At 68.7% G+C, this 16,121-nt stretch carries 16 protein-coding genes; 7 read left to right on the forward strand and 9 right to left on the reverse strand.

Going from position 1 to position 16,121, the window contains the following annotated elements; translation table 11 throughout:
- Nucleotides 1-71: 71 nt before the first annotated feature.
- Nucleotides 72-977: a LysR family transcriptional regulator gene (locus VSR71_RS22485; protein ID WP_342916005.1), complete on the reverse strand. Its 906-nt coding sequence runs from the start codon at nucleotides 975-977 to the stop codon at nucleotides 72-74.
- Nucleotides 978-1,117: 140 nt separating this feature from the next.
- Here VSR71_RS22485 and VSR71_RS22490 point away from each other — a divergent pair, with 140 nt between their 5' ends.
- The 4 genes from VSR71_RS22490 (at nucleotide 1,118) to VSR71_RS22505 (ending at nucleotide 6,335) form a co-directional block, all read left to right on the forward strand.
- A complete protein-coding gene (locus tag VSR71_RS22490) occupies nucleotides 1,118-2,611 on the forward strand; it encodes an acyl-CoA synthetase (RefSeq protein ID WP_342916006.1) in 1,494 nt (497 codons plus the stop codon).
- A 49-nt stretch (nucleotides 2,612-2,660) separates the two neighbouring features.
- Nucleotides 2,661-3,659: a tripartite tricarboxylate transporter substrate binding protein gene (locus tag VSR71_RS22495; protein ID WP_342916007.1), complete on the forward strand. Its 999-nt coding sequence runs from the start codon at nucleotides 2,661-2,663 to the stop codon at nucleotides 3,657-3,659.
- Nucleotides 3,660-3,874: 215 nt separating this feature from the next.
- The gene (locus VSR71_RS22500; RefSeq protein WP_342916008.1) at nucleotides 3,875-5,371 is read left to right on the forward strand and encodes a chloride channel protein; all 1,497 of its coding nucleotides are present in this window, start codon (nucleotides 3,875-3,877) and stop codon (nucleotides 5,369-5,371) included.
- Nucleotides 5,372-5,597: 226 nt separating this feature from the next.
- Nucleotides 5,598-6,335: a hypothetical protein gene (locus VSR71_RS22505; protein WP_342916009.1), complete on the forward strand. Its 738-nt coding sequence runs from the start codon at nucleotides 5,598-5,600 to the stop codon at nucleotides 6,333-6,335.
- A gap of 30 nt (nucleotides 6,336-6,365) precedes the next feature.
- Here VSR71_RS22505 and dapB read toward each other — a convergent pair whose 3' ends face one another.
- A complete protein-coding gene (gene dapB, locus VSR71_RS22510) occupies nucleotides 6,366-7,175 on the reverse strand; it encodes a 4-hydroxy-tetrahydrodipicolinate reductase (protein WP_342916010.1) in 810 nt (269 codons plus the stop codon).
- Between the two features lie 44 nt (nucleotides 7,176-7,219).
- A complete protein-coding gene (locus VSR71_RS22515; RefSeq protein WP_342916011.1) occupies nucleotides 7,220-7,669 on the reverse strand; it encodes an Lrp/AsnC family transcriptional regulator in 450 nt (149 codons plus the stop codon).
- 126 nt (nucleotides 7,670-7,795) lie between these two features.
- On the opposite strand from VSR71_RS22515, the gene VSR71_RS22520 reads away from it, so the two are divergent.
- The 3 genes from VSR71_RS22520 to VSR71_RS22530 all read left to right on the forward strand — a co-directional run bounded on the left by VSR71_RS22520 (nucleotide 7,796) and on the right by VSR71_RS22530 (nucleotide 10,833).
- Nucleotides 7,796-8,977 (forward strand): saccharopine dehydrogenase C-terminal domain-containing protein, encoded by a 1,182-nt coding sequence (locus VSR71_RS22520; RefSeq protein WP_342916012.1) that lies wholly within the window; start codon nucleotides 7,796-7,798, stop codon nucleotides 8,975-8,977.
- Entirely contained in the window at nucleotides 8,974-10,491 is a 1,518-nt protein-coding gene (gene amaB / locus VSR71_RS22525; RefSeq protein ID WP_342916013.1) for an L-piperidine-6-carboxylate dehydrogenase, read from the forward strand. Before VSR71_RS22520 ends, amaB begins: the two co-directional genes overlap by 4 nt.
- 147 nt (nucleotides 10,492-10,638) lie before the next feature.
- Nucleotides 10,639-10,833 (forward strand): hypothetical protein, encoded by a 195-nt coding sequence (locus VSR71_RS22530; RefSeq protein ID WP_029048349.1) that lies wholly within the window; start codon nucleotides 10,639-10,641, stop codon nucleotides 10,831-10,833.
- Nucleotides 10,834-10,928: 95 nt separating this feature from the next.
- On the opposite strand, the gene VSR71_RS22535 is transcribed toward VSR71_RS22530, so the two are convergent.
- The 6 genes from VSR71_RS22535 to hemA form a co-directional block, all read right to left on the reverse strand.
- Entirely contained in the window at nucleotides 10,929-11,579 is a 651-nt protein-coding gene (locus VSR71_RS22535; protein WP_342916014.1) for a UbiX family flavin prenyltransferase, read from the reverse strand.
- Between the two features lie 7 nt (nucleotides 11,580-11,586).
- Nucleotides 11,587-11,898, reverse strand: coding sequence for a Grx4 family monothiol glutaredoxin (gene grxD, locus VSR71_RS22540; protein WP_342916015.1), 312 nt, complete (start codon nucleotides 11,896-11,898; stop codon nucleotides 11,587-11,589).
- A gap of 128 nt (nucleotides 11,899-12,026) precedes the next feature.
- Nucleotides 12,027-12,899, reverse strand: a complete 873-nt coding sequence (gene prmC, locus VSR71_RS22545; protein ID WP_342916016.1) for a peptide chain release factor N(5)-glutamine methyltransferase — start codon at nucleotides 12,897-12,899, stop codon at nucleotides 12,027-12,029.
- 140 nt (nucleotides 12,900-13,039) lie between these two features.
- A complete protein-coding gene (locus VSR71_RS22550; RefSeq protein WP_342916017.1) occupies nucleotides 13,040-13,366 on the reverse strand; it encodes a hypothetical protein in 327 nt (108 codons plus the stop codon).
- Between the two features lie 179 nt (nucleotides 13,367-13,545).
- Nucleotides 13,546-14,628 carry a peptide chain release factor 1 gene (gene prfA / locus VSR71_RS22555; RefSeq protein ID WP_342916018.1) on the reverse strand — a complete coding sequence of 361 codons (1,083 nt, stop codon included), beginning with the start codon at nucleotides 14,626-14,628 and terminating at the stop codon, nucleotides 13,546-13,548.
- A 99-nt stretch (nucleotides 14,629-14,727) separates the two neighbouring features.
- Nucleotides 14,728-16,032, reverse strand: coding sequence for a glutamyl-tRNA reductase (gene hemA, locus VSR71_RS22560; RefSeq protein WP_029048343.1), 1,305 nt, complete (start codon nucleotides 16,030-16,032; stop codon nucleotides 14,728-14,730).
- Between the last annotated feature and the right edge of the window lie 89 nt (nucleotides 16,033-16,121).

Raw genomic sequence — 16,121 nt, forward strand, 5'->3', positions numbered from 1 at the left:
CGCAGGCGATTTCGTTCGATCATCGGCCACTGTCGCCTGGGCGGCGGCGCCGGCTGCACCCATGTCGGCCTTCAGGCAGCAAAAACCGCGATCTTGCCCAGCTCTTCCCGCATGAACCCGATCAGCGCCCGGGTTGCCATCGACGGATGCAGGTTCGGCGTGGTGATGATGTAGAGGCGGTCGCCCAGCCCTTCCGGCCGCCAGTCCGGCAGCACGGGCACCAGCTTGCCGGCCTGCACGGCTTCCCAGCCGATATAGACCGGCAGCAGGCCGATGCCATGCCCCTCATTGACCGCGCGCGCCAGAAACAGGAAGTGCTCGGATTGCAGCGTCGGCGTCAGCGCCACGTCGACGCGCTGGCCCTCTCGGTACAGCGACAGCGCGAACTGGCGCGGCGTATAGGGCGGGCACAGAAAATTGCACCCGGCCAAGTCTGGCGGCACCCGCACCGGCGGGATGGTCGCGAGGTAATCCGGCGATGCGTACAGTTGCCAGCGGATATCGCAGATTTCCCGCGCAACGTGGTCCAGCGGTGGCGCCGACGTGACCTTCAGCGCCACGTCGATCTCGGCCGCGATCAGGTCGTTGACGCGGTTGGCGAAGAACACCCGCAGCGTGATCCCGGGATGCAGCTTGGCAAACCGCAGCAGCAATGGCGCGATATAGGCATCACCCAGCCCGGTCGGCACGCTGACGCGCACATGGCCGCGCAGGGTCTTGCCCAGGCTGTCGATCTCTGCCTGTGCGGAAGTCACCTCCTGCAGGATGCGCACGCCGTGCTGGTAAAGCGCGTGGCCCGGCTCGGTCAGTTCAAGCCGGCGCGTGGTCCGGCGCAGCAGCTGGGCGCCGGCCTGTTGCTCCAGCTCGCGCAGCTGGCGGCTGACCTGCGAGCGCGTGACCCCGCGCCGCCGGCCCGCTTCGGCAAGATTGCCGGCATCGACGATGTCGACGAAGGCCTGGATCAGGTTGAGGTCCATCCGGGATTGCCTGTGGGATTGTCGAGTCTGGCGCAACATTGTGATTCCGTCGCGCGTGATTGTCGATGAATGACCGTGCCGATACAGTGGCAAGCTATCAGTCAGCTCAGCGAGCAAAGTCGAGAAAAGGGAGACAACGGATGGCCACGGACCTCTGGTTTGAAGACATGCACCGCACCGCCGAACAGCTGGCGGCACGCGGCGCACAACTCGCCGGCGGCCTGCGCCGGTTGGGCGTTGAGCAAGGCGACGTGGTCGCGGTGCTGCTGCGCAACGATCCCGCCTACGCCGACGTGGTCAACGCGTGCCGCACCGCCGGCTGCTACTACTGCCCGATCAACTGGCACTTCACCGCCGAGGAAGTGCGCTTCCTGCTGGCCGACAGCGGCGCCAAGGTGCTGGTGGTCCAGTCCGACCTGCTACCCGCGGTGCGTGAAGCCGTGCCCGCCGGCATGACCGTTCTGTCGGTCGGCGGCAGCGCCGAGGGCGCGATCGAATACGAAGGCTGGCTGGCGCAGCAGCCGGACTATGACGGCCCGCGCGTGGCGCCGCGCGGCCATATGGCCTACACCTCCGGCACCACCGGCCGGCCCAAGGGCGTGGTACGCGAACCGGTCCCGCTGGACCAGCTGGAAGCGCAGCAGGCGCGCGCGCGCTCGCTGGTGCGGCAGACCTATGGCCTCGAGCCGGGCTGCCGCGCGCTGATGTCGGCGCCGCTGTATCACAGCGCGCCGAGCTCGTTCATCCAGAATGCGCTGCAGATGGCCGAGCGCCTGGTGATCACGCCGCGCTTCGACGCCGAGCAGGTGCTGGCGCTGATCGAAAAGCACCGCATCGACGTGGTCTACCTGGTGCCGATCATGTACGTGCGCCTGCTCAAGCTGTCGCCCGAGGTGCGCGCGAAGTACGACCTGTCGTCGCTGCGCTTCGTCGCCTCGACCGGCTCGCCGTGCTCGCCGGAGGTCAAGCGCGCCATGCTCGACTGGTTTGGCCCGATCATCCACGAGACCTATGCCTCCAGCGAGGCCGGCATGATCACCGTGGCCACGCCGGCAGACGCCGCCGCGCGCCCCGGCACCGCCGGCCGCCCGGTCGACGACGCGCAGCTGCGCATCCTGGACGAAGACGGCCGCGAGTGCGCGCCGGGCGAGGTCGGCCTGGTCTACGTGCGCCAGCCCGCCTATCCCGACTTCAGCTACCGCAACAACGATGCGGCGCGCCGCGCGATCGACCGTGGCGGGCTGGTGACGCTGGGCGACATGGGCTACGTCGATGCCGATGGCTACCTGTTCATTTGCGACCGCGCGTCCGACATGGTGATCTCCGGCGGCGTCAACATCTACCCGGCCGAGATCGAGCACGAACTGGTGCGCTATCCCGGCGTGGCCGACTGCGTGGTGTTCGGCGTCCCCGACGACGAGTACGGCGAGCGCCTGCTCGGCATGGTGCAGCCGATGCCGGGCGCGGAAATCCGCGAGGCCGAGGTGATCGAATGGCTGCGCCAACGGCTGTCGGGCTTCAAGGTGCCGCGCAGCATCGTGATCGAGCCGCAGCTGCCGCGCGACGAGACCGGCAAGCTCGCCAAGCGCCGGCTGCGCGACCGATACTGGGAAGGCCGCCAGCGGCGCGTCTGAGTCTACCGGGCAGCGCGGCGATACAGAGATAACCACAGGAGGAGACGCGATGCACAAGGACAAGAAAGGACGGCGGGCCTGGCTCGCCGCGATGGCAGCGGGCGCGGGATGCGCGCTGGCTCTGTGGGGCGGCGCCGCGCAGGCCGCCTATCCGGACCGGCCGATCAAACTGGTGGTGCCATACACGCCGGGGGGCTCGACCGACCAGTTCGGACGCGCGCTGGCCGACGGCATGTCGCGCCAGCTCGGCCAGACCGTGGTGGTGGAAAACCGTCCCGGCGCCGCCACCATGATCGGCACCAACAGCGTGGCGCGTGCGCCCGCCGACGGCTACACCATGGTGCTGGCGACCAACGGCAGCATGGTGCTGAATCCCATGCTGTACAAGAAGATCACCTACGATCCGCCCAAGGACTTCAAGATCTTCACGATCGGCGCCGAGGCGCCGCTGGTGGTGGTGACCAACACCCAGGTGCCGGCCGCCAACATCAAGGAGTTCGCGGCCTACGCCAGGTCGTCCGGCGGCAAGCTCAACTATGCGTCGGTGGGGCTGGGCAATGCGCTGCAGCTGGCCACCGAGATGCTCAAGACCGAGCTGGGCATCAACGTCACGCACGTGCCTTACAACGGCAGCGCGCCGGCGCTGGCGGCCCTGCTGGCCAATGACGTGCAGCTGATGGTCGATGTGGTCAGCACCTCGCTGCCGCATATCAAGGCCGGCAAGCTCGAGGCGCTGGCGGTCACCGGCCGCACCCGGCTGGAGGTGCTGCCCAGCGTGCCGACCGTGGCCGAGAGCGGCTATCCCAATTTCCAGGCCGCGACGTGGTTCGGGCTGGCGGTGCCGGCGCAGACGCCCCCTGAAGCTGTAGCGAAACTGCAGGCAGCCGCTTCGCACGTGCTGAAGGAACCGCAGTTCCGCGCGACCTTCAGCGCGCTCGGGCTGATCGTGCAGCCGCCGCGCACGCAGGCGGAGATCGACCGCTATATCGAGGCGGACCGGGAGCATTGGGGAAAGGTGATCAAGGCGAATAGTATTTCGCTGGACTAGGAATGCACGCGCAGGCAAAGCGCTCGGCTTGCTCCCCTCTCCCGCGTGCGGGAAGGGGAGCCTTCATTTCGGGCGGAAGCCTGCTCAATGGCTCGCGCGAGCCGACCAACGGTAACGTAGGCCCACGTCGCAACGATGGGCGTATAGTTCTCGCTTGATCCCGGCCGGGCAAGTACCGTCGCCGCGCCGGATGTCCCCGCAACGCCCCCCGTGTCATGACCAAGCGCGAGCCCTCCGATCCCAAGGATCCCAATTCCGCCGACCCGTCGTCCACGGAGCCGGGCCAGCATCCAGACACCCAGGTCCAGCCTGAATCCTCCGCACAGCACCCCGATTCCCGCCTGCTGAACAAGCTCACCCGCCGCGCCCGCGTCGCTGCCTCGCGCAAGTCGCGCCAGGCCGGCCGCATATCGCGCACCACGCTGCGCTACACGGTCTTCATGTTCGGCGCCGGTTGCGTGGGCCTGTTTTCGCTGGTGTTCGCGTGGATCGCCGAGGTGGCGCTGCGCTGGAACCACCACCTGACGCAGGCCACGCCGTGGCTGGCGTTCGTGATGCTGCCGTTCGGCCTGGCCACGCTGCGCTGGCTGACGATCCGCTTCGCGCCGCAGGCGCGTGGCAGCGGCATCCCGCAGGTGATCGCCGCGTTCAGCCTGCCGCCGAATGGCCCGGCGCAGACGGCGCTGGTGTCATTGCGGCAATCGATGTGGAAGGTATTGCTGACCACGCTGGCGTTGCTGGCCGGGGCCTCGGTGGGCCGCGAGGGGCCATCGGTGCAGGTCGGCGCCGCGGCCATGGTGGCGTGGGGCCGCTGGTGCCAGGAGAAGCTGCGCTTCCGCATTGGCTTCCATCCCAATGCGTTGATCGCCGCGGGCGCGGCCGGCGGGCTGGCGGCCGCGTTCAATACGCCGCTGGCCGGCGTGGTGTTCGCCATCGAGGAGCTGGGGCGGGGTACCGCGGTGCGTTGGGACCGGCTGGTGCTGTCGGGGGTGCTGACCGCCGGTTTCCTGTCGCTGGCGGTGCTGGGCAACAACCCGTATTTCGTGGTCAAGGTGCCGATGCTGGTGCTGAGCAATGCGTGGGGCCCGGTGCTGGTGTGCGCGCTGCTCAATGGCGTGCTGGGCGGCTTCTTTGCCAAGGCGCTGGCCGGCGGCGTGCCTGGCGTGCTGCCCGCGCACTGGCGCGGCTGGGCGGCGCAGCATCCGGTGTGGGTTGCGTTCGGCTGCGGGCTGGTGGTGGCGGTGCTCGGCGTGGCGACCGCTGGCGCCACCTTCGGCACGGGCTACGAGCAGGCCTCGGCGCTGATCAACGGCGAATCGCATGCGACGCTGTGGTTCGGCATCGCCAAGCTGGTGGCGACGGTAGTGTCGTACTTTGCCGGCATCCCGGGCGGGATCTTCACGCCGGCGCTGGCGATTGGCGCGGGCATCGGCCAGAACGTGGCGCAGTTTGTCACCGGCATGGCCGAGCCGCGCGTACTGGCGCTGGTATCGATGGCGGCGTTCCTGGCCGCGGCCACGCAGGCGCCTATCACCGCCAGCGTGATCGTGATGGAGATGACACGCACGCAGGACCTGACCGTGTTCCTGCTGGCGGCGTCGTTGCTGGCATCGTTTATTTCGCGGCAGTTCTCGCCGCACCCGTTCTACCACCAGGTGAGCCACGGCTTCCGGCGCGAGGTGCAGGCGCTGGCGCGCGAGGCGCCGGCCTGACGGCACCGCATCTGGCACCGCCGCATCGCACGCCGCCGCAAGTGCAGGAGCCGCCGGGCCGATCGGTTAAGCTAGCGCTCGCCCCGATCCGCAGGCGTCCGGTGGCTTGCGCGGCACCCATGCCGTTGCTGCCTGCTGCCACGCGTGACCGTCGCCGCACCCGGCCCCAAGGAACATCCCGGCCGGGGCGTGCTCCAACCCGGAGCCGTTTTCCAGGAGTCAGACTTTGAAATTCCCCGTTGCCGCGCTGGCGCTCGCCGGCCTGATGGGCGCCGCCGGCGCCATTGCCGCTCCCGCCGCCAAGCCCGCCGCACCCGCACCCGCACCGGCGGCACCCTCCGCCAAGGCGGACAACAGCGCGCTGGCGCCGCTGCTGGGTATGCTCGAGATCGGCAACCCGCTGCCCGCGCTGCCCGACTGCGCCGACAAGCGCTCGCCCGACGGCCGCGACGTGACCGCGTTCTGCGTGGAACTGAAGGGCGACGGCCTGGTGCGCCAGGTTGGCGTGCCGCGCGACAAGCGCCCGGGCTTCATGGATGGCCCGCATGTGGTGGCCTTTGTCGACCGCAATGCGCTGGTTGGCCTGGTGGTGCCGACCGCCGGCGCCAATTCGCAGCAGGCCGCCGTCGACAGCATCAACGCACTGTATGGCAAGCCGTTCCGCCAGGAACAGGAAGAGATGCGCGACAAGGCCGGCAAGACCGTCAAGACGATTCATGCCGGGTGGATGAAAAGGCCGCTGACCGTCGAGCTTTACGCGATGCCGGAAGACCCCGCCACCGGCACCATCGAGATGCTGCTGCCGCAGGCGCGCGAACTGATGGCGGAAAAGGATGCCGAGGTGGCCGCCAAGCTGAATCCCGCGTCGGCACCGGCGGCGAAGGGCAAGGCCGAAAAATCTGAAAAAACAGAAAAGGCGGCCGCCAAGCCGCCTGCCAAGCCGGTCAACCCCGGCAGCTGGTAAGCAGGGCGAGGCTGTGACGGCACGCCGCCGTCACAGCCCTTCCATTACCTTGTCCAGCCCCCGCACCACGCCGCGCACGGTGTGGACCTTGCGGATCGCCAGCAGCGCGCCGGCGACATAGGGCTTGGAGCCGTCGCCGGCCTCGTGCTTGAGGTGCAGGCGCTGGCCGTCGGCGCCGAAGATCACCTCCACGCCGAGCTGGTAGCCCGGCAGCCGCACCGCATGCACCTGCGTGCCCGACATGGTCGCCCCGCGGGTTTCCCTCGGGCCGTTGACCTGGTCCACCGGCACCGCCTGCGCGGCGGTCTTGACCTGGCCGAGCCGGTACGCCAGCTCGCGCACCGTTCCGGACGGCACGTCGACCTTGCCGGCCTTGGCGTAGTCGATGATCTCCCAGTGTTCCAGGTGGCGCGCCGCCATTTCGGCAAACTTCTGCAGCAGCACCACGGTGATGGCGAAATTGCCGCAGGCCAGCACGCCGCGCTCGGCCTTGCGCGCTGCCGCGTCGATCTCGGCGTAGTCCTCGTCGGTCAGCCCCGAAGTGCCCACCACCACGTGCGCGCCGTGCGCCAGCGCCTGCACGATGTTGTGCTTGGCAATGGCCGGCTTGGTGTACTCGACATAGACGTCATAGGGCGTCTGCCCCAGCGCTTCGATGCTGGCGGCAGCCACGCCCGGCGTGTCGGCATGGCCGGTCAGCTGCGCCAGCGGCTGTCCGGCGGCGCCGCGCGACAGGCCTGCCACCAGCGCCATATCGGGGGCATGCGCCACGCCGCGCGCCAGTTCACCGCCGGCCCAGCCGGTCACGCCGCCCACGGCGACACGGATCGGATTGCTCATTGGATATCTCCGCTTTGGCTTGTTCGGTCTGCGAGCATACCGCTTCAGCCGGCAGCGCGCCGGCGGTCGAGCTTGCGCGCCAGCACGATCGAGGTGGTGGTGTGGTTCACGCCGTCGAGCATGCCGATCTCGTCCAGCAGCCGGTCCAGCCGGTCGTGCGTGTCGCAGCGGATCGCCACCATGTAATCGACCGGCCCGCTGACCGAGTTGACCTCTTCGATCTCGGGCAGGCGCTGCAGCGCGCGCAGGATCGCCGGCGCGGCCTTGGGCTGCACCGACAGCCCGCAGTAGGCCAGGATGGCGTTGTCTTCCATCTTCTGCCCCAGGCGCACGCCATAGCCGGCGATCACGCCGCTGCGCTCCAGCCGCGCGATGCGGGCGACCACGGTGGTGCGGGCGATCCCCAGCTGCCGGGCGAGGTTGGCGGCGCTTTCGCGCGCATTCGCCTGCAGCAATGACAGCAGATGGCGGTCGGTCACGTCGAGTTCGGTCATAACGTCGGGCAGGTTCGTCGTTTCGTTCGATTATGGCGGGTTTTCGTCGTTCTTGTGCCTTCATTCCGTCGCAGGCGCTATCCATACTCCAGTCACGGGACAACCTTTCTTGTGGACGGAGACACCATGCAACCCTCGAACCTGGGCCGGCAGGCCCCACCAGACCTGCCCAAGGCGAACCGCCCGCTGCACGTGACGGTGCTGGGCGCGGGCAAGATCGGACGCACCATTGCCGCCATGCTGCATGACAGCGGCGACTACCGCGTCAGCGTGGTCGACCATGACGCGCGCCGCCTCGACGGCCTGCCGCGCGGCGTGCTGGCGCGCGCCGGCGATCCCACCGAGCCGGGCACCTGCGCCGCGCTGCTGGCCGGCGCCGACGCGGTGCTCAACGCGCTGCCGTTCCACGCCGCCATCGCCGTGGCCTCGGTCGCGGCGCGCCTGGGCGTGCATTACTTCGACCTGACCGAGGACGTGGCCGCCACCCATGCGATCCGCCAGCTGGCCCAGAACGCGCGCTCGGTGCTGATGCCGCAGTGCGGGCTGGCGCCGGGCTTTATCGGCGTGGTCGGGCACGACCTGGCGCGGCGCTTCCTGCGTGGCGGCGGCGAGCTGCTGGACCTGCAGATGCGTGTCGGCGCGCTGCCGCGCTATCCCAGCAACGCGCTCAAGTACAACCTGACCTGGAGCACCGAGGGACTGATCAACGAGTACTGCAACCCGTGCGAAGCCATCGTCGACGGCCGCTGCGTCGAGCTGCCGGCGCTGGAAGGGCTGGAAAGCTTCGCGCTGGACGGTATCGAGTACGAAGCCTTTAATACATCTGGGGGCCTCGGCACGCTGCCCGAGACGCTGGCCGGGCGCGCGCGCCACGTCGACTACAAGTCGATCCGCTATCCCGGCCACTGCGCGCTGATGAAGCTGCTGCTCAACGACCTGCGCCTGCGCGAGCGCCGCGACTGGCTGCGCGAGATCTTCGACCGCGCCATCCCGGTGACCGAGCAGGACGTGGTGATCGTGTTCGCCACCGCTACCGGCTACCCGGCCGGCGGCGAACGCGGGCGCGGGCCGCTGACGCAGGCTTCGTTTTCGGCGCGCATCGGCGGGGTCGACAACAAGGACGGGCACGTCAACGCAATCCAGCTGACCACCGCGGCGGGCATCTGCACCGCGCTGGACATGGTGGCCAGCGGCGCGCTGCCGCAGGCGGGCTTCGTGCGCCAGGAGGCGATGCCGCTCGACGCCTTCCTCAAGAACCGCTTCGGCCGCCACTACACGCAGCATCCGCTGCAGGAGACCCTCGTATGAAAGCGCAAGAATTCGCAGCCTGCTGGGATTCGCTCGGGCTGCCGCGGCCATGGCACGACGGCACGCCTGCCGGCGCGGTGACGGTGCGCTCGCCGGTCGACGGCGAGGCCATCGGCCATGTGCCGGCCTGCACGCCGGCACAGGCCGATGCGCTGATCGCCCGCGCGCACGCGGCGCAGAGCACCTGGGCGCTGCTGCCGGCGCCGGCGCGCGGCGAGATCGTGCGCCGCTTCGGTGAGGTGCTGCGCGAGCACAAGCCCGCGCTCGGCCGGCTGGTGTCGCTGGAAACCGGCAAGATCCTGCAGGAAGGGCTGGGCGAGGTGCAGGAGATGATCGACATCTGCGATTTCGCCGTGGGCCTGTCGCGCCAGTTGCACGGCCTGACCATCGCCTCGGAGCGCCCGCAGCATGCCATGCGCGAGACCTGGCATCCGTACGGCTTGTGCGGCGTGATCTCGGCCTTCAATTTCCCGGTGGCGGTGTGGGCCTGGAACGCGGCGCTGGCGCTGGTGTGCGGCAACGGCGTGCTGTGGAAGCCGTCGGAGAAGGCGTCGCTGTGCGCGCTGGCCGCGCACGGGCTGCTCGAGCGCGTGCTGGCCGCGGCGGCGCCGCAGCATGCCGGCATCACCGCGGTGCTGCCGGGCGGGCGCATGCTAGGCAACCACCTGGTGCAACACGCGGCGGTGCGGCTGGTCAGCGCGACCGGCTCGACCCGCATGGGCCGCGAGGTCGGCATCGCCTGCGCCGGGCAGTTCAAGCGCAGCATCCTTGAACTGGGTGGCAACAACGCCGCCATCGTCGCACCTTCGGCCGATATCGAGCTGGCGGTGCGGGCCATCACCTTCGCCGCGGCGGGCACGGCGGGCCAGCGTTGCACCACGCTGCGCCGCTGCTTCGTCCATGCCGACCTGATGGATACCATGGCGAGCCGGCTGGTCACGGTGTTCGACCGGCTTCCGGTCGGCGATCCGCTCGACGACGGCACGCTGATCGGGCCGCTGATCGACAACGCAGCGGGCGACGCCATGGCCAACGCGCTCGCCGCGTGCCGCGCGCAGGGCAATATCGTCACCGGCGGCGAACGGCTGCTGACCGCGCGCTTCCCGCATGCCTGCTACGTGCGGCCGGCGCTGGTGATGACGGACGTGCAGCACGACACCATGCTGACCGAGACCTTCGCGCCGATCCTGTACCTGATGCCGTACACCAGCTTCGACGAGGCGATCGCACTGAACAATGCCGCCGCGCACGGGCTGTCGTCGTGCATCTTCACCGAGTCGATGCGCGAGGCCGAGCGCTTCCTGTCGTCGGCGGGCAGCGACTGCGGCATCGCCAACGTGAATATCGGCACCAGCGGGGCGGAGATCGGCGGTGCTTTCGGCGGCGAGAAGGCGACCGGCGGCGGGCGCGAGTCGGGATCGGATGCGTGGAAGGGGTATATGCGCAGGGCGACCAACACCATCAACTACGGCGATTCATTGCCGCTGGCGCAGGGGGTACGGTTCGAGATCTGAAGGGGGCGCGGGGCCGGCGCGTAGGGAACGGTAACAAGCCTTACATGCCTTTGACGCCGTATTACGCCAGTTGCCCGTATAACGTCAGCAGGGGCAGGCACATGCCCGATTCCGGCCCTGAGGTCCCCTAGGAAAACAACCATGAAACTGCTGACGATTGGACTGGCTGCCGCGGCGGCCTCGGTCACCCTGCTGGGCGGCTGCGCCGTCTATCCCACCCCCGCCGGCCCCGCCGTGGGTCCAGCGCCGGTCTATGTTGCCCCCGCGCCGGTCGTGGTCGCGCCGCGGCCGTATTACTACGGCGGTTACGGCTACTACGGTCGTGGCTATCGTCGCTGGTAATGACAGCAGGAATGACAGCAATATCGCCGCGATCCAATGAGGTAGCGGCAAGATAGGCAGGATTGAAGCAACGGCGGGGAGCCCGGCAACAGCGTTCAGTTGCCGCCCGCCGCGTCACCGGGCCGGGCATTGAGCCCGCCCCAGCTGGGCGTGAGCGTCTGGCCGATCTCGGGCAGGTCGACCAGGTCCAGCACCCGGCCGACCGTATGGTCGACCAGCTCGGCAATGCTCTGCGGCTTCTGGTAGAAGCCCGGCACCGGCGGGAACACGATCCCGCCCATTTCAGTCACGGCCGTCATGTTGCGCAGGTGCGCAAGGTTCAGCGGCGTTTCCCTCACCATCAGGACCAGCTTGCGCCGCTCTTTCAGCGTGACGTCGGCGGCGCGCGTGATGAGGTTATCCGACAGGCCGTGCGCGATCGCGGCCAGCGTGCGCATGGAGCAGGGCGCCACCACCATCGCGTGGGCGCGAAACGAGCCGCTGGCAATGGTGGCGCCAATATCGCGCACGTTGTGCACGACACTGGCCAGCGCTTCCACCTCGGCACGGCCGATGTCGAGCTCGTGCTGCAGGTTCATCACGCCGGCCGGCGAAATCAGCAGGTGGGTTTCCACCGCGAGCGCCGCGCGCAGCACTTGCAGCAGGCGCACGCCGTAGATGGCGCCGGTGGCGCCCGTGATCGCGACGATCAGCCGCCGCGGCGGTACCGTCCCCGCCGTGGCCGGTGGGGCAGCGCTCGCGGGCATGGCGGGCTCAGCCCTTCAGCAGGGTTTGCAGTTCGCCGTTCTGGTACATCTCCATCATGATGTCCGAGCCGCCGATGAACTCGCCGTTCACGTAGAGCTGCGGGATGGTCGGCCAGCTGGCGTATTCCTTGATGCCCTGGCGGATGCTTTCGTCGTCCAGCACGTTGACCGTGGTCGGCGCGTCGACGCCGCAGGCCTTCAGGATCTGGATGGCGCGGCCCGAGAAGCCGCACATCGGGAACTGCGCGGTGCCCTTCATGAACAGGACTACCGGGTTGCCCTTGACGATCTGGTCGATCTTTTGGTGCATGTCGCTCATGGTCTGCTTTTCAGTTGGATGGCGCCGCCGTGCCGGCGCCGCCTGGGGGGAAAGGGGAAAAGGGATGCCGCACGGCAAGCCACGCGGCGGGAATCTACCGACGATTTTACCGGAATCGCCGGCGGGCTTCAGGGTTGCGCCCCGGACCAGCGTCCGCCGGTGCAGCGCTCCTGGCCCGCCAGGTCGCGCGCGGTGAAGACGTCGGTGAAGCCGGCCTCCTCCAGCAGCGCGCGCGTCGCCTGGGCCTGGTCGAAGCCGTGCTCCATCAGCAGCCAGCCGCCCGGCAGCAGCCGCTGCGGCGCGCCGTCGACGATCGTGCGCAGGTCGGACAAGCCATCCTGGTGGTCGGTCAGCGCATCGATGGGCTCGAAGCGCAGGTCGCCTTCGGCCAGGTGCGGGTCGCCCGCGGCGATATAAGGCGGGTTGCTGACAACCAGATGGAAGCGCAGCCCGGGCGGCAGCGCGGCGTACCAGTCCGATACCAGGAAGTGGATACGGTCGGCGCCAAGCGCGCTGGCGTTATCCTGCGCCACCATCAGCGCGCCGGGCGAGATATCGGTGGCCCAGACCTGCGCATCGGTGCGTTCGCGCGCCAGCGTCACGGCCAGGATGCCCGAGCCTGTGCCCAGGTCAAGCACCAGCGGGCGGGACACGTCGGCCAGCCGCGCCAGCGAGGCTTCGGCGGCGATCTCGGTGTCCGGGCGCGGAATCAGCACATCGGGGGTGACGCGGAACTTGCGGCCGAAGAATTCACGCTCGCCCAGCAGGTAGGCCATCGGCTCGCCAGCGAGCCGCCGCGCCAGCAGCGTGGCAAAGGCATCGCGCTGGGCCAGCGTGAGCGTGTCGGTATCGCGCGTGATCAGTTGCGTGCGGGTGAGCCCGGTCACGTGCGTCAGCAGCATGCGCGCTTCCAGCGCAGGCAGGCCCACCATGGCAGCGAGGGTCTGGGCTTCGCGCAGCGTTGGCGTGGCCGGCAGCGCGGCAGTGTTCGGGGAAGACATCAGGTAGGGACGGTTCTGTTGCCGGCCACAAAAAACCCCACCGGCACAGGGCCTGGCGGGGCTTTGAGGCGGGACTTCCGGCGTATCGCCAAGTGTACCGCCCATCGGAGGCGGGCGGCATAAAGCCCCCGCCGGGACGATTACTTATTGACGGTGTCCTTGGCCTTGTCGGCGCCGGCATTGACGGCGTCCTTGGCTGCCTGCTTGGCATTTGCCATGGCGTTGCCGGCTTCTTCCTTGGCCTTCTCGGCGGCGACCGACGCGCTCGAAGCGGCATCGCTGGCGGCAGCCTTGGCGGCGTCGGCAGCGCTGCTGGCTGCTGCTGCGGCGTCGCTGGCGGCGGCCTTGGCCGATTCAGCGGCGCTTTGCATGGCGCTGTCGGCGCTGGAAGCCGCGGGTGCTTCTTCCTTCTTGCTGCAAGCGGCCATGGCCGCGGTGATCATCAACAGCGCGAGCAGTTTTTTCATGATTTCGTCCTGGAAAGTGTTTTGGGAGAGACTTACCCGGCACCATTCTCCGTTTGCCGGTCGAGAACGATTATAGACAGCGCGTTTACCCCTACCAGTGCTGTTTCAAGCATTTACAAGAAATACAAAGTCTTGTAGGACGTTACGCGCGGTTCGCGCATGAAGCCGGCTTGGCCGGCTTATGCGTCTTCGCCGAGTGCCGCCAGCTGGTCCGCCTGGTGCTCCGCGGCCAGCGACGCCAGCAGCTCGTCCATGTCGCCGTCCATGATCATGTCGATCTTGTAGAGCGTCAGGTTGATGCGGTGGTCGGTCACGCGGCCTTGCGGGAAGTTGTAGGTGCGGATGCGGTCGCTGCGGTCGCCCGAGCCGATCAGGTTGCGCCGCGTGCTGGCTTCCTTCGCCTGCGCGGCGCGGGTCTGCATGTCCTTGATGCGCGCGGCCAGCACCTTCATCGCCTTGTCCTTGTTGCGGTGCTGCGACCGGTCGTCCTGGCACTCGACCACGATGCCGGTCGGCAGGTGGGTCAGGCGCACGGCCGAATCAGTCTTGTTCACGTGCTGGCCGCCGGCGCCGGAGGCGCGGAAGGTGTCGACGCGCAGGTCGGCCGGATTGATCTCGACCTCGCCGACCTCGTCGGCTTCCGGCATGACTGCCACCGTGCAGGCGGACGTGTGGATGCGCCCCTGTGCCTCGGTGGCCGGCACGCGTTGCACGCGATGGCCGCCGGATTCGAACTTCAGCTTCGAAAACGCGGCATCGCCGGCGATCCGCACGATGACTTCCCGGAAACCACCCAGGTCGGACTCGGACTCGCTCATGATCTCGACCTGCCAGCGCTGGCGCTCGGCGTAGCGCGTGTACATCCGCAGCAGGTCGGCGGCGAACAGCGCGCTTTCCTCGCCACCGGTCCCGGCGCGGATTTCGAGCAGCAGGTTGCGGTCGTCGTTGGGATCCTTGGGCAGCAGCAGGCGCTGCAGGCTCTGTTCCAGCGCCTCCAGCCGCTCGCGCGCGCTGGCGATCTCGTCGGCGGCGAAGTCCTTCATCTCGGCATCGTCCAGCAGTGCCTGCGCGGTGCCGAGGTCGTCCTGTGCCTGACGGTATTGCCCATACTGCTCGGCCACCGGCGACAGCTCGGCATGCTCGCGGCTGAGCTTGCGGTACTGGTCGATGTTGGCGGTCGCGTCTTCGCGCGCGAGCAGGGCGCTGACTTCATCGAGTCGCTCGGCCAGTTGGTCGAGCTTGGCAAGCATGCTGGCTTTCATCGGGAATCGGGGGAATGAGGAAGGCCGGTGGGCCGGGGCTGCCGGGATTGCGGCGGCGGCGTGCCAGCGCGGTCGGCGCGTGGCAAGACGGGAGCGCGGCTAGCGCTCGGAGTGGCTGCTGTGGCGGAACAGGCCCGGCACCAGGCGCAGCAGCGCCTCGCGGTCTTCGCCCTGGGTATGGTTCAGCGCGTGGGTCGGGCCGTGCAGGAACTTGCGGGTCAGCGCGCCGGACAGGGCTTCAAGCACCGCCTCGGGGTCGTCGCCGCGTGCCAGCATGCGGCGCGCGCGCTCCAGCTCGGCCTGACGGATGGCTTCGCCGCTGGTCTGCAGCTCGCGGATGACCGGCACCACGCTGCGCGTTTCCAGCCAGTGCATGAAGTTCTGCACGCGGCTTTCAATGATGGCCTCGGCCTGCGCGACTGCGGCCTGGCGCAGCGCGTTGCCTTCGCGCACGATCGCGCCGAGGTCGTCGACGGTGTACAGGAAGACGTCGTCCAGGCGCGCGACTTCCGGTTCCACGTCGCGCGGCACGGCCAGGTCGACCATCATGATCGGGCGGTGCTTGCGGCGCTTGACCGCGCGCTCCACCGCGCCCAGGCCGATGATCGGCAGCGAGCTGGCGGTGCAGGACACCACGATGTCGAATTCATGCAGCCGCTCGCCCAGGTCGGTCAGGCGGATCGCCTGCGCGGTCAGGCCCTGGCCGGACAGTTGCTCAGCCAGTTTCTCGCCGCGCTCGACAGTGCGGTTGGCCACCACGATCTGGCGCGGCTGCTGCGCCGCGAAGTGGGTCGCGCACAACTCGATCATCTCGCCCGCGCCGATAAACAGCACGCGCTGGGTCGAGACGCTTTCAAAGATCCGTTGCGCCAGCCGCACCGCGGCCGCGGCCATCGATACGGAGTGCGCGCCGATCTCGGTCTGGCCGCGCACTTCCTTGGCCACCGCGAAGGTGCGCTGGAACAGCTGGTTCAGGTACGTCCCCAGCGAGCCGGCCTCGCCGGCGGTGCGCACGGCATCCTTGAGCTGGCCCAGGATCTGGGTTTCGCCCAGCACCATAGAATCCAGCCCGCTGGCCACGCGAAAGGCATGGCGCACGGCCTCGGACTGCGGCAGCGCGTACAGGTGCGGGGCCAGTTCGCCGGCCGGCACGTTGTGGTGCTGCGACAGCCACCGCAGGGTATGCTCGAAACCTTCCTGCCCCGGCTTCAGGACGTCGGTGGCGCAGTAGATCTCGGTGCGGTTGCAGGTGGAAAGGATGGCGGCTTCGGTGCCGCTGCGGCCGGACAGGTGCTCGCGCAGCGCGCCCAGTGCCGGTTTGATCTGCTCGAGCGGAAACGCCACCCGCTCGCGCAGCGAGACTGGTGCCGTCGTGTGGTTGATGCCGATCGCGAGCAGTTGCATTTGTTGGGGACAGGTACGATCCGGAGCGTGGCCGGACCGGTTGTCATTATACCGCCGGCACCACAGATTGCAGGCGCATACCCAGTATG

Source organism: Cupriavidus oxalaticus, from assembly GCF_038900635.1.
GTDB classification, from domain to species: Bacteria; Pseudomonadota; Gammaproteobacteria; order Burkholderiales; family Burkholderiaceae; genus Cupriavidus; species Cupriavidus oxalaticus_B.

Coding starts and splice junctions, on each gene's coding strand:
- VSR71_RS22515 (WP_342916011.1), bottom strand. CDS start 7,669: ATGACCGAACTCGACGTGACCGACCGCCATCTGCTGTCATTGCTGCAG.
- VSR71_RS22485 (WP_342916005.1), bottom strand. CDS start 977: ATGGACCTCAACCTGATCCAGGCCTTCGTCGACATCGTCGATGCCGGC.
- prmC (WP_342916016.1), bottom strand. CDS start 12,899: ATGTCTTCCCCGAACACTGCCGCGCTGCCGGCCACGCCAACGCTGCGC.
- VSR71_RS22520 (WP_342916012.1), top strand. CDS start 7,796: ATGCAACCCTCGAACCTGGGCCGGCAGGCCCCACCAGACCTGCCCAAG.
- VSR71_RS22500 (WP_342916008.1), top strand. CDS start 3,875: ATGACCAAGCGCGAGCCCTCCGATCCCAAGGATCCCAATTCCGCCGAC.
- amaB (WP_342916013.1), top strand. CDS start 8,974: ATGAAAGCGCAAGAATTCGCAGCCTGCTGGGATTCGCTCGGGCTGCCG.
- VSR71_RS22490 (WP_342916006.1), top strand. CDS start 1,118: ATGGCCACGGACCTCTGGTTTGAAGACATGCACCGCACCGCCGAACAG.
- prfA (WP_342916018.1), bottom strand. CDS start 14,628: ATGAAAGCCAGCATGCTTGCCAAGCTCGACCAACTGGCCGAGCGACTC.
- hemA (WP_029048343.1), bottom strand. CDS start 16,032: ATGCAACTGCTCGCGATCGGCATCAACCACACGACGGCACCAGTCTCG.
- VSR71_RS22495 (WP_342916007.1), top strand. CDS start 2,661: ATGCACAAGGACAAGAAAGGACGGCGGGCCTGGCTCGCCGCGATGGCA.
- dapB (WP_342916010.1), bottom strand. CDS start 7,175: ATGAGCAATCCGATCCGTGTCGCCGTGGGCGGCGTGACCGGCTGGGCC.
- VSR71_RS22550 (WP_342916017.1), bottom strand. CDS start 13,366: ATGAAAAAACTGCTCGCGCTGTTGATGATCACCGCGGCCATGGCCGCT.
- VSR71_RS22535 (WP_342916014.1), bottom strand. CDS start 11,579: ATGCCCGCGAGCGCTGCCCCACCGGCCACGGCGGGGACGGTACCGCCG.
- grxD (WP_342916015.1), bottom strand. CDS start 11,898: ATGAGCGACATGCACCAAAAGATCGACCAGATCGTCAAGGGCAACCCG.